We start from the raw sequence: 12,477 nt of genomic DNA, 5'->3' as shown, positions 1-12,477 counted from the left end.
GCCGCTATTCCCCGCGCAGCCAGCGCGCCGCGTCCATCGCGAAGTAGGTGAGGATCGCATCGGCGCCGGCGCGCTTGAACGCGGTGAGGGTTTCCAGCACCACCGCCTTCTCGTCCAGCCAGCCGTTCTGCGCGGCGGCCTTGAGCATCGCGTACTCGCCCGACACCTGGTACACGAGGGTGGGCATGCCGAAGGCGTCCTTCACCCGGCGCAGCACGTCGAGGTAGGGCAGGCCCGGCTTCACCATCACCATGTCGGCGCCCTCGGCGATGTCGAGTTCGACCTCGCGCAGCGCCTCGTCGCTGTTGGCGACGTCCATCTGGTAGGTGTGCTTGTTGCCCTTGCCGAGGTTGGCGGAGGAACCCACCGCATCGCGGAATGGACCGTAGAAGGCCGACGCATACTTCGCCGAGTAGGCCAGGATGCGGGTGTGGATGTGGCCGGCTTCTTCCAGCGCCGCACGGATCGCGCCGACGCGGCCGTCCATCATGTCCGAGGGCGCCACCACGTCCATGCCGGCCTCGGCCTGCGCCAGCGCCATCTTCACCAGCGCGTCCACGGTGGGCTCGTTCATCACGTAGCCGTGTTCGTCGATCAGGCCGTCCTGGCCGTGCGTGGTGTAGGGGTCGAGCGCCACGTCGCCGATCAGGCCCAGCTCGGGGTACTTCGCCTTCAGGGTCCGCGTGGCGCGGTGCATCAGGTTGTCCGGGTTCCACGCCTCGCGGGCGTCCTCGCTCTTCACGCCCTGCCCCGGCGAGGGGAACAGCGCCAGCGCGGGGATGCCCAGCCGCACGCATTCGCCAGCGAGCTTCACCAGCTCGTCGATGGAAAGGCGGTCCACGCCCGGCATCGAGGGCACCGGTTCGCGCCGGCCTTCGCCTTCGATCACGAAGGCCACCATGACGAGGTCGCTGGACAACAGGGTGTGTTCGCGCATCAGCGCGCGGGAGAAGGCGTCGCGGCGCATGCGGCGCGGGCGGATGGCGGGAAAGCTCATGGCGTGGTCTCGCGTGGGCATTCGGGCATTTTAGCGCCGCGCGCCGCAGGGCACGGCCGGGGGGACGGTTTGCCGCAGCCGCGCCGCACGAAGCGTCGACATCAAACGCACGCCACGCAAACACGGTTCGGCGCAGGCTCGCCATGAGCCACCGCGAGGCATCGCCATGAACACTCTTGCGCATCGCGTCATCCATGCCGGTCATCCCTTCCCTGCCGGGGCGCGCTATCTCGGTCCGCACACCAGCCATACGCCGATCGGGGTCACCGTGGTGCTGCGCCGCATGGGCCAGCCGCCCGTTCCGGCGATGTGGCCGCGGCCGCCACGCTGGCCGCGCGACGAATTCGGCGCGCACTGCGGCGCCGATCCGGCCGACCTCGGGCGCCTGCGCCGCTATGCCAGGCTGCACGGCCTCGTGGAAACCGGTTGCGAACCGCACCGGCGCGTGCTGCATCTCGAGGGTTCGGTGGATGCGCTGCAGCGCGCATTCGGCGTGCAACTGGGGCGCTACCGCCTGCCGGGCCAGCGCCGTTACGTGGTGGGTTGCGAGCATGCCCCTGCCCTGCCGGCCGACATCGCGCCATCGGTGCTCGCCGTGCTGGGACTGGATCGCCGCCCGGTGGCGAAGCCGCACTTCCGCAAGGCGCGGTCGACCCCGAACCAGACCTACACGCCGCCCCGGGTGGGGCAGCTCTACGGCTTTCCCGCCGGCACCGACGGCAGTGGCCAGTGCGTGGCGCTGATCGAGCTGGGCAGCGGCTTCCGCAAGGCCGATCTCGATGCGTATTTCGCCGCGCTGGACATCGCCACACCCAGGGTGACGGCGGTGTCGGTGGCCGGCGGCCGCAACCGCCCCGGCGGCGCGGCCGATGCCGAGGTGATGCTGGACATCGAGATGGTGGGCACGCTGGCGCCCGGCGCGGCGATCGCGGTGTATTTCGCGCCGAACACCGACCAGGGTTTCCACGAGGCGATCTCGCGGGCCGCGCACGATACCAGGCGCAAGCCCTCGGTGATCTCGATCAGCTGGGGTGGACCGGAGGACAGCTGGAGCGCCGCCGCGCTCGCCGCGATGCAGGGCGCGCTGGAAGACGCCTCGGCGCTGGGCGTTGCGGTGACCGCTGCCGCGGGCGACAGCGGTTCCAGCGACGGCGAAAGCGACGGCCAGCCGCACGTGGATTTCCCGGCGTCCAGCCCGTATGCGCTGGCCTGCGGCGGCACCACGCTGACCGCCAGCACCCGCGCGATCACGAGCGAGGTGGTGTGGAACGAGGCCGCCAGCAACGAAGGTGCCACCGGTGGCGGCGTCAGCGTCGACTACGCCTTGCCCGCGTGGCAGCAGGGCAGCAAGGTGCCGCAGGCGCCGAACGGCTACGTGGGCCGTGGCGTACCCGACGTGGCGGGCGACGCCGATCCGCTCACCGGTTACCAGGTGCGCGTGGACGGCCAGGACGAAGTGATCGGCGGCACCAGCGCCGTGGCGCCGCTGTGGGCCGCCTTGCTGGCGCGCTGCAACCAGTCGCTCGGCCGCCCTGTGGGCGACGTGCATGCCGCCCTGTACCGGATCGGCGAATCGGCCTTCCACGACATCACCCAGGGCAGCAACGGCGGCTACGACGCGAGCCGGGGCTGGGATGCCTGCACCGGGTTGGGCAGCCCGGACGGCCGGGCACTGCTGGCCGCGCTGGCGGCACAGCAGCCACCCGCGGGATCGGGTACGCATCGCCGCAAGCATGGCCGCAGCTGAATCCGCAGGTCCACCATACGCACGCACACAGTGGACGCCACCGGCCTGACAAGGCACGCTTAACCTTTGTGCACTGCCACACAGGTTGCCCCGATGCCCCAAGGAAACGCCTCCACCCTGCTCGCCGACCTTGGCGGCACCAACGTGCGCTTTGCGCTGGCCGGCGAGGACACCGCCTCGCCGCTGGTCATGGACAGCATCCGGCGTTACCGGGTGAAGGATTTCGCCTCGCTGGCGGATGCCGCGCGGCAGTATTTCGCCGACACCGGCCGCGGCGCGACACAGGCGGTGATCGCCGCGGCGGGGCGCATCGCCGGCGGCGAGACGGTGAAGGTCACCAACAATCCCTGGGCGATCGCGGCGCACGCGCTGCAGGCCGAACTGGGCATGCACTCGGTGCGGCTGGTGAATGACTTCGCCGCGCAGAGCATGTCCGTTCCGCTGCTGGCTGCCGACGCGCTGTCCCCGGTGGGCGGGCTGCCCGCGCCGGCGCTGGGCGGCGCGCAGCCGCAGACCTTCGTGGTGATGGGTCCGGGCACCGGCCTCGGCGTGGCCGGCCTGCTGTGGCGCGACGGCCAGTGGATCGTGCTGGAGAGCGAAGGCGGCCACGCCGGCTTCGCCGCACACACCACCGAGGACGTGGAGATCCTGCACCGGCTCAACGCGCGCTTCGGGCGCGTCTCCAACGAACGCATGATCTGCGGCAACGGCCTGGTGAACCTCTACCTCGCACTGGCCGACATCGCCGACCAGCCGGCCGAGGAGTACACGCCCGAGGACATCACCGCGCGCGCCGAGGATGGCAGCGACCCGCTGTGCGTGCGCACGGTGGAGACGCTGGCCGGCATCTTCGGCAGCGTGGCCGGCGACCTGGTGCTCTGCCTGGGCGGCTGGGACGGCGTCTATCTCACCGGCGGCGTGCTGCCGTTCCTGCTGCCGTGGCTGCACCGCGGCGGTTTTCGCGAACGCTTCGAGGCGAAGGGCCGCTTCCGCGAGACGATGGAACGCGTGCCCACGCTGGCGATCGTGCATCCGGAGCCCGGCCTGCTCGGCGCGGCGGCGATCGCGCTGCGCGCCGCCGGCCACGACCTGACGCGCTGACGCCGCTCGCGCGCATCACGCACGCGCCTTCACCATCGCGCATCCACTCTCCGCAGGTACCCCCGACATGCCACGCCGCGACAGCGCCTTCCTGTTCGACCTCGATGGCACGCTCGTCGACAGCGTGTACCAGCACGTGCTGGCGTGGAAGGAGGCGCTGGACACGGAGGGCATCGAGCTCTCGGTATGGCGCATCCATCGCCGCATCGGCATGAGCGGCGGCCTGTTCACCCGCATGCTGCTGCGCGAGACGGGGCTGGAGATCAGCGAGGAACGCCGCCAGCGCCTCTACGACGCGCATGCCGCCGCATTCAACCGCCAGCACACGCAGGGCGCGGTGAGGCCGCTGCCCGGCGCGCGCGAACTGCTGGCCCACCTCACCGCCCAGGGCATTCCCTGGGCGATCGCCACCAGCGGCCAGTTGCGCACCGCGATCCACAACCTCGAGGCGCTGGGCGTGGATCCGGCCAAGGTGCCGGTGGTGACGCGCGACCAGGTGCGCCACGCCAAGCCCGATCCCGACCTGTTCCTCGCCGCCGCCGAGCGGCTGGGCGTGGACATCACCCGCGCCATGGTGGTGGGCGACAGCGTGTGGGACATGCTCGCCGCCCGGCGCGCCCGCGCCCTGGGCATCGGCCTGCTCTCCGGCGGCTATGGCGAGGACGAGCTCGCCCGCGCCGGCGCGCTGCGCGTGTACGAGGATCCCGCCGACATGCTGAAGCGCATTGACGAGGTGGCGGCGCGGGGCTGACTATCCGGCCATCGCGCGTTGCGAAGCAGCGGCAGGAGAAGCGGACGATCATGCGAGTGCGGCTGGAAGACGTGGCGCGCGCCACGGGCGTTTCGCAGAAGACGGTTTCGCGCGTCCTCAACGAGGAGCCTTCGGTCAAGGACGCCACGCGCCAGAAGGTGCTGGCCGCGATGGAAGCGATGAACTACCGCCCCAGCCCCGCCGCACGCGGGCTGGCCGGCAGCCGTTCGTTCCTGGTCGCGATGCTGTACGACAACAACGACAACCCCGCGTCGACCTACCTGGCCGAAATCCAGGACGGCGTGCTCGACGCCTGCGAGGCGCGCCGCTACAGCATGATGGTCTGCCCGCTGCGCATGCGCGGGCAGGACTTCATCCGCCGCATCGACGCGCTGGTGACCGACCACCACATCGACGGCGTCGTGCTGACGCCGCCGCTCACCGACAACCGCAAGCTGCTGGCGCGGCTGCAGGAGCACGGCGTGGCGCACGCCTGCATCTCGCCGGTGCGCCGCAAGGGCGTGATCGGCGTCGGCATGGACGAGCAGCAGGCAGCCAGCGACCTGGTGGCCCACCTGATCGGGCTGGGCCATCGCCGCATCGCCCATGTGCTGGGCATCGCCGACCACGGCGCCAGCCGCTGGCGCCTGGCCGGCTACGAAGCGGCCATGGCCGCCGCCGGCCTGGCCTGCGATCCGAAATACATCGTGCAGGGCGGCTTCACGTTCGGCTCGGGCGTGGTCGCAGCGCGCCAGCTGTTCGCGCTCAAGCGCCGGCCCACCGCGATATTCGCGGCCAACGACGACATGGCCGCCGGCGTCATGTGGGCCGCCAACGAGATCGGCCTCAAGGTGCCGCGCGACCTCTCGGTGTGCGGCTTCGACGACACGCCGATGGCAACCCAGCTGTGGCCCACCCTGACCACCGTGCGGCAGCCCAGCCGCGAAATGGGCCGGCTCGCCGCGGAACAGCTGCTGGAGCAACTGCGCGGGCGCGGCACCGGCCGGCTCGTGCAGATCCCCTACGAACTGCAGTTGCGCGGATCGACCGCTGCCGCGCCGGGCTGATCGCGCGACACGCACGCCCCGCCGGGCCGGCGCGCTCCACCGCACTTCTCCAACCGCACCAGCGACCAATCCGGGGCCTGGTCGCGGCTCCTCGCGACGGATTCTTGCCGCGCAATTTGACAGCGCTGTCATTTTTGCCGGACAGTACCGCCTCGCCAGCGGCCCCGCCGCCCAGAGGAGCGCGTGCATGCCCGTCCGACACCAGCCATCGACCCGAACCCTGCTCGCCGTGCTGCTGGCCTGCGCGCCCATCGGCATCGCGCTCGGCGGCGATGCCGCCGCCGTGCACCCGGCACGGTGGCCGAAGGCGCATTGGCCGCTGCCGTCGGACGCGGTACTGGAACGGCGCGTGCACGCGCTGATGGCGAAGATGTCGGTGGAGGACAAGGTCGGCCAGCTGATCCAGGCCGACATCGGCAGCATCACGCCGGCGCAGATGCGCCGATACCACCTCGGCTCCATCCTCGCCGGCGGCAACTCCAAGCCGGGCGGCGGGCGCTTCGCCATGGTGGCGCAGTGGAAAGCGCTGGCCGACGCGTTCTACCGCGCGGCGATGGACACCTCGGGCGGCCACGTGGCGATCCCGCCGCTGCTCGGCATCGACGCCGTGCACGGCGACAACGGCACCATCGGCGCCACGCTGTTTCCGCAGAACTCGGCGCTGGGCAACGCGCACGATCCCGCGCTGATGCGCGCCATCGGCGCCGCCACCGCGGCCGAGGTGCGCGCCACCGGCTTCAACTGGAGCTTCGCGCCCACGCTGGCGGTGCCGCAGGACCCGCGCTGGGGGCGCGCCTACGAAGGCTATTCGCAGGACCCGCGCGTGGTGGCCAGCTACGCGGGTCCGGTGGTGGAAGGCCTGCAGGGCACGCCCGGCACGCACGACTTCCTCGACGACGCGCACGTCATCGCCAGCGCCAAGCACTTCCTTGCCGACGGCGGCACGAAGGACGGCAAGGACCAGGGCGACGCCGAGATCGACGAGCACACGCTGATCGCCGTGCACTCCGCCGGCTACCCGCCCGCCATAGACGCCGGCGTGCAGACCGTGATGGCCTCGTTCTCGAGCTGGAACGGCGTGAAGATGCTGGGCAACCGCGGGCTGCTCACCGACGTGCTGAAACGACGCATGGACTTCCAGGGCTTCGTCGTCGGCGACTGGAACGCACACGGCCAGGTCCCCGGTTGCAGCAACGAGGATTGCCCCGCCGCCTACGACAACGGCGCCGACATGCTGATGGCGCCGGACAGCTGGCGCGGCCTCTACGAACACACGCTGGCCGAGGTGAAGTCGGGCGCGATCCCGATGACGCGCGTCAACGATGCGGTGGCGCGCATCCTGCGCGTGAAGTTCCGCATGGGCCTGTTCACCGCCGGCGCGCCGTCCACGCAGCCGCTGGCACGCGACTCCGACCGCATCGTCGGCAGCGCGGCGCATCGCGCGCTGGCGCGCCGCGCGGTGCGCGAGTCGCTGGTGCTGCTGAAGAACGACGGCAACCTGCTGCCGCTCGACCCGCACCGGCGCATCCTGGTCGCCGGCGAGGGCGCCGACAGCATCTCGCAGCAGAGCGGTGGCTGGACGCTGACGTGGCAGGGCACAGGCCTCACCAACGCCGACTTCCCCGGCGCGCAGTCGATCGGCGCCGGCATCGCCGAGCAGGTGAAGGCGGCGGGCGGCGAGACGGAGATCGCGCCGGACGGCCGCTACACGCGCAAGCCCGACGCGGCCGTGGTGGTGTTCGGCGAGACGCCGTACGCCGAGTTCCAGGGCGACATTCCCAACCTGCTGTTCCATCCGGGCGACGACCACGACCTTGACCTGATCCGCCGCCTGCGCGCGCAGGGCATCCCGGTGGTGGCCGTGTTCCTCTGCGGCCGGCCGTTGTGGGTGAACCGCGAGATCAACGCGGCCAACGCGTTCGTCATCGCGTGGCTGCCGGGCAGCGAAGGCGGCGGCGTGGCCGACGTGCTGCTGCGCAAGCCCGACGGGCAGATCGACCACGACTTCCGCGGCAAGCTGGCATTCGCGTGGCCCCGCAGCGCGGCGGTTGGCCGCGACAAGCCGCAGTTCCCGCTGGGCTACGGCCTCACCTACGCCGACCACGTGACCCTGCCGAAGCTGCCGGAGCAATCCGGCGTGAGCGGCGATGAGGTGCGCGTGGACGATTACCTGGAGAAGGGCAAGGCCACCCGCGGCTATGCGCTCGCGCTCACCGGCGCGGACGGCAAGGCACTCGAACCCGAGGCGACGCCGGCCGCCACCGCCGACGGCAGCCTGCGCATGACGGCGCTCGACTACAAGGCCCAGGAAGATGCGCGCCGGCTCGACTGGACGGGCGCCGCGTCGTTCTCGCTCGCCGCCGCCAGCCCGCTCGACCTGGACCGCCAGACCAACGGCGACGTAATGCTGGTGGCCACGATGCGCCTCGACGCGCAGGGCGCGCAGCCGGCGTGGATCGGCATGCGCTGCGGCCACGACTGCCGCGGCCGCGTCGCGCTGGGCGGCGTGCCCGCGGCGACCGGCTGGCAGCGCGTCGGCATCCCGCTCAAGTGCCTGCGGGCCGCCGGCGCCAACATGCGCCACATCGTCGAGCCGTTCGTGATCGAGGCGGACAAGGGCACGCAATTGGCGATCTCCCGCGTGGCGCTGGGCACCAATGCCGATCGCGTGATCGAGTGCACGCACTAGCCGCGCACCGTCTGCCGGAAGGGGTTCCATGACCGAAGCCATCGCAGTCCCGCTGCACGCACGCGCCGGGTTCGCCGCCATCCTCGCCTGCGTGCTGGCGGCGCTCGCCGGCCTGATGTTCGGGCTGGACATCGGCGTGATTTCCGGCGCCACCCGGTTCATCCAGGCCGAGTTCAGGATGTCCGACCACGCCATCGAATGGATCGTCAGTTCGATGATGCTGGGCGCGGCGATCGGCGCCGCCGTGGCCGGCTGGCTTTCGGCCACGCTGGGCCGCAAGCGCTCGCTGATCCTGGGTGCCGTGCTGTTCGTGGGCGGGTCGCTGCTGTGCGGCTTCGCGTGGTCGCCGTGGATGCTGGCCGGCGCGCGCCTCGTGCTCGGCGTGGCCATCGGCACCGCCACCTTCACCGCGCCGCTCTATCTCGCCGAGGTGGCGCCCGAGCGCATCCGCGGCGCGATGGTTTCCACCTATCAGCTGATGATCACCCTCGGCATCCTGCTGGCCTTCCTCTCCGACACGGCGCTGGGCTACAGCGGCGCGTGGCGCTGGATGCTCGGCATCGTCGCGCTGCCCGGCGCGCTGTTCCTGCTGGGTGTGCTGGGCCTGCCGGAAAGCCCGCGCTGGCTGCTGTTGCGCGGGCGCCGCGACGAAGCCATGGCGGTGCTGGACGCGCTGCGCGACGACCCGGAAACGGCGCGCCGCGAGGCGGACGAAATCGTGCAGCAGCTGAGGTCGCCGCAGCACGGCTGGCGGCTGTTCCTGCACAACGCGAACTTCCGCCGTTCGGTCGGCCTGGGAGTGCTGCTGCAGACCATGCAGCAGCTCACCGGCATCAACGTGGTGATGTACTACGCGCCGCGCATCTTCGCCGGCATGGGCTTCGGTGGCGGGGCACAGATGTGGGCCACGGCCATCGTCGGCCTCGTCAACGTGCTCGCCACCTTCGCCGCGATCGGGCTGGTGGATCGCTGGGGCCGCCGCCCCATCCTCTACCTCGGCTTCGCGGTGATGGCGGCCAGCCTCGGTGCGGTCGGCGCGCTGCTGCAGGCGGGCACGCCGACCCACGCGCTGCAGGCTGCCGCCGTCGCCGCATTGCTCGTCTTCATCGCCGGCTTCGCGATGTCCGCCGGGCCGATCGTCTGGACGCTGTGCTCGGAAGTACAGCCGCTGCGGGGGCGCGACTTCGGCATCGCCTGCTCCACGTGCGCCAACTGGATCGTCAACATGGCGGTGGGCGCCAGCTTCCTCAGCCTGCTCGACGGCATCGGCACGGCGCGGACGTTCTGGCTGTATGCCGCGCTCAACCTCGTCTTCGTCGCCTGTACCCGCGCCTGGGTGCCGGAGACCAGCGGCGCGACGCTGGAGCGGATCGAGCAGCGCCTGATGGCCGGACTGCCGCTGCGCGAGCTGGGCCGTTGACGCCAGCGCGGAACCGCGCGGAAGAGCACCCGCCCGCCGCATATGAAAATTGGAAATCAGGCGATGCGAATTGGCCATTTCCCCGTTGCGCATCGCAGCATGATTTGCCCGGGAAACGGCGTTAGCATCGAATTGACAGCGCTGTCACATCGAAATAAGACAGCGCTGTCATTGGGGGATGAAGCAACCAGCCGCCGCGGCCCCGCCGATGGCACACGCATTCAATCAAGAACAAACAGAGGGGTTACAAAGATGAAGTTGCGCTACTCAGCGTTGTACGTCGCCATGTCGCTCGCCCTCGCCCCGTGCCTGGCCCAGGCTGCGGAGCAAGGCACGGCGCCGCAGGATTCCGCGGCCCGGGCCACACCGGCGAAGACGAACAAGAAGGTCCAGCAGCTCGCCACCGTCGAAGTCAGCGCCACCAAGCGCGAGACGCCGCTGGAGAAAACCCCCGTCGCAGTCAGCGCGATCAGTGCCGACACGCTCGACAAGCAGCGCACGATGACGGTGCAGGACCTGACCCCGCTGGTGCCCGGCCTGCAGGCCACCTCGGAAGGCGACCACGGCGTGGTCACGCTGACCATGCGCGGCATCGGCAACGACAGCGCCAAGACCGAATACGCCGACCCCGAAGTCGCGATCTTCGTCGACGGCGTCTACACCGCGCGCGCCGAGGCCGCCGCCGGCCTGCTGCTGGACATGGACAGCGTGGAGGTGCTGCGCGGCCCGCAGGGCACGCTGTGGGGACGCAACTCCACCGCCGGCGCGATCAGCTTCCAGACCGCCAAGCCGGACATCGGCGGCGACGCCTCGGGCTATGCGCAGATCGAGGCCGGCAACTACAACCAGACGGGCGCCCGCGCCGCGATGAACCTGCCGGTCAGCGACACCTTCGCGATGCGTGTCGCGGTGGCGCACGAGCAGCACGACGGCTACGTCGACTACCAGAACCCGGCGACCGAACTGCCGAGTGTGGCGCAGCAGCAGGCGACCTACCTCGCCTCGGGTGGCACCCTCGCCAACTTCCGCCCGATCGACCCGAACCAGTTCGAGCAGAACGGCGCCAAGTACAACGCGCAGGACCAGTCCGCCGCCCGCGTGAGCGCGCGCTGGCAGCCGAACGACGCGTTCCGGTGGGATCTCTCCTACGAGTACTTCATCGACCGCGGCACGCCGAGCCTCAGCCTGATGCAGACGCCGCGCCACGGCCAGTCGTTCTGGTCGGCGCTGATCGACACCCCGCCCTACCTGCACCGCAATTCCGGCACGCTGCGCAGCCGCATGGACTGGAACATCGGCGACAGCATGGAGCTGAGCTACATCGCCGGCGTCAACCGCTTCTCGGGCGAGGGCAACTTCGACCAGGACGTCGGCGTGCAGGTGCCCACCAGCTTCACCACCGGCGCGTCCTACCAGGCCGACCGCACCAATTCGTCGAATTACAGCAGCTACAGCCACGAGCTCGACCTGAAGTCGCGCGGCGAGCAGACGGTCGACTGGATCGTCGGCGCGTACTACGGCCACGAGGACAACAACATCCGCTTCGACATCCCGATCATGAACGGCACGCAGTACGGCTCGGTGTCGTGGCAGGGCTCGTTCATCCAGCCCGAGGAACTGGTGAATTCCACCGCGCTGTTCGGACAGGCCACCTGGAACATGTCCGACCACTGGCACCTCACCGGCGGCCTGCGCTGGTCGAAGGACGAGAAGCGCAACATCGACGGCCGCGGCTGGGGCTGGGACTACGACGCCAGCGTGCCGCAGCTGCCGATCGCGCCGAGCACCATCCCCGGCCCGGCGACCGGCTTCGCGGTGTCCACCTACAACGACGCCAAGTACAGCAAGGGCCAGTGGACCTGGCTGGGCCGCATCGACACCGACATCGGCGAGCACGGCATGCTGTATGCCAGCGTGTCCACCGGCTACAAGTCGGGCGGCACGCAGGACGCCGGCACGCTGTACAGGCCGGAGAAGCTGACCAACTACGAGATCGGCGCCAAGTTCACCTTCCTCGACGGTCACCTGACCTGGAACAACGCGGCCTACTACGAGAACTTCAAGGATTTCCAGCTCTCCGCGCCGATCACCTACCCGAACGGCAACCGCGGCCTGGGCTTCTCGAACGTCAGCGGCAGCACCAAGGTGGCCGGCTTCGAATCGGAGCTGGCCTACCAGGGGGCGAACGACCGCGCGAACCTGGTGCTGTCGTACATCCCCAAGAAGACCCTGGGCACGCTGGTGTACGCCGGCAGCAACGACTACCAGGGCCTGCCGCCGTGCGCGCCGCAGTCGGGCATCGCCAGCTGCATGGACATCTCCGGCAACGACCTGGCGCACGCGCCGACGGTCTCGCTGTCGGCGATCTACGAGCACGACTTCGTGCTGCCCAGCGGCGCCCGCGTCACGCCCCGCTTCAGCGGCCAGTACCAGAGCATGCAGTGGCTCAGCCCGTTCAACCTGGGCAGCGGCGACCAGCAGAAGGCGTACTTCCGCGGCGACCTGTCGCTGCGCTACACCGAGCCGCAGGACCGCTGGTGGATCAGCGTGTATTCGCAGAACTTCACCGACGAGAAGGTGCGCACCAACGCCGGACGCTTCCAGATGCCCGACGGCAGCTTCCAGTACGTGTCCGAGTACCTCGCGCCGCGTACCTACGGCATCCAGTTCGGTACCTCGTTCTGATGCGACGCAGGGGTGGCGCC

8 protein-coding genes are annotated in these 12,477 nt (G+C 70.4%); 7 read left to right on the top strand and 1 reads right to left on the bottom strand.

The features are described from left to right. Positions 1–4 precede the first annotated feature (4 nt). Entirely contained in the window at positions 5–997 is a 993-nt protein-coding gene (gene hemB / locus ACQGNW_RS05370; protein WP_426662098.1) for a porphobilinogen synthase, read from the bottom strand. A 166-nt stretch (positions 998–1,163) separates the two neighbouring features. Here hemB and ACQGNW_RS05365 point away from each other — a divergent pair, with 166 nt between their 5' ends. From ACQGNW_RS05365 to ACQGNW_RS05335, 7 genes are all read left to right on the top strand, one after another. Further along, positions 1,164–2,744 (top strand): S53 family peptidase, encoded by a 1,581-nt coding sequence (locus tag ACQGNW_RS05365; RefSeq protein WP_426662097.1) that lies wholly within the window; start codon positions 1,164–1,166, stop codon positions 2,742–2,744. A 93-nt stretch (positions 2,745–2,837) separates the two neighbouring features. Continuing rightward, on the top strand, positions 2,838–3,845 hold the full coding sequence (glk, locus tag ACQGNW_RS05360; protein ID WP_426662096.1) for a glucokinase: 1,008 nt from the start codon (positions 2,838–2,840) through the stop codon (positions 3,843–3,845). Between the two features lie 67 nt (positions 3,846–3,912). Further along, positions 3,913–4,596 carry an HAD family hydrolase gene (locus ACQGNW_RS05355; RefSeq protein ID WP_426662095.1) on the top strand — a complete coding sequence of 228 codons (684 nt, stop codon included), beginning with the start codon at positions 3,913–3,915 and terminating at the stop codon, positions 4,594–4,596. Between the two features lie 50 nt (positions 4,597–4,646). After that, positions 4,647–5,663, top strand: a complete 1,017-nt coding sequence (locus tag ACQGNW_RS05350) for a LacI family DNA-binding transcriptional regulator (protein ID WP_426662094.1) — start codon at positions 4,647–4,649, stop codon at positions 5,661–5,663. Between the two features lie 187 nt (positions 5,664–5,850). Next, the gene (locus ACQGNW_RS05345; protein ID WP_426662093.1) at positions 5,851–8,352 is read left to right on the top strand and encodes a glycoside hydrolase family 3 protein; all 2,502 of its coding nucleotides are present in this window, start codon (positions 5,851–5,853) and stop codon (positions 8,350–8,352) included. Positions 8,353–8,380: 28 nt separating this feature from the next. Beyond that, entirely contained in the window at positions 8,381–9,772 is a 1,392-nt protein-coding gene (locus ACQGNW_RS05340; RefSeq protein WP_426662092.1) for a sugar porter family MFS transporter, read from the top strand. A 252-nt stretch (positions 9,773–10,024) separates the two neighbouring features. After that, positions 10,025–12,457, top strand: a complete 2,433-nt coding sequence (locus tag ACQGNW_RS05335) for a TonB-dependent receptor (protein ID WP_426662091.1) — start codon at positions 10,025–10,027, stop codon at positions 12,455–12,457. Positions 12,458–12,477 lie beyond the last annotated feature (20 nt).

The organism is Rhodanobacter aciditrophus, assembly GCF_050026795.1.
GTDB lineage: Bacteria > Pseudomonadota > Gammaproteobacteria > Xanthomonadales > Rhodanobacteraceae > Rhodanobacter_A.
This window is presented reverse-complemented; position numbering and strand designations above follow the sequence as displayed.

Coding starts and splice junctions, on each gene's coding strand:
- hemB (WP_426662098.1), bottom strand. CDS start 997: ATGAGCTTTCCCGCCATCCGCCCGCGCCGCATGCGCCGCGACGCCTTC.
- ACQGNW_RS05365 (WP_426662097.1), top strand. CDS start 1,164: ATGAACACTCTTGCGCATCGCGTCATCCATGCCGGTCATCCCTTCCCT.
- glk (WP_426662096.1), top strand. CDS start 2,838: ATGCCCCAAGGAAACGCCTCCACCCTGCTCGCCGACCTTGGCGGCACC.
- ACQGNW_RS05355 (WP_426662095.1), top strand. CDS start 3,913: ATGCCACGCCGCGACAGCGCCTTCCTGTTCGACCTCGATGGCACGCTC.
- ACQGNW_RS05350 (WP_426662094.1), top strand. CDS start 4,647: ATGCGAGTGCGGCTGGAAGACGTGGCGCGCGCCACGGGCGTTTCGCAG.
- ACQGNW_RS05345 (WP_426662093.1), top strand. CDS start 5,851: ATGCCCGTCCGACACCAGCCATCGACCCGAACCCTGCTCGCCGTGCTG.
- ACQGNW_RS05340 (WP_426662092.1), top strand. CDS start 8,381: ATGACCGAAGCCATCGCAGTCCCGCTGCACGCACGCGCCGGGTTCGCC.
- ACQGNW_RS05335 (WP_426662091.1), top strand. CDS start 10,025: ATGAAGTTGCGCTACTCAGCGTTGTACGTCGCCATGTCGCTCGCCCTC.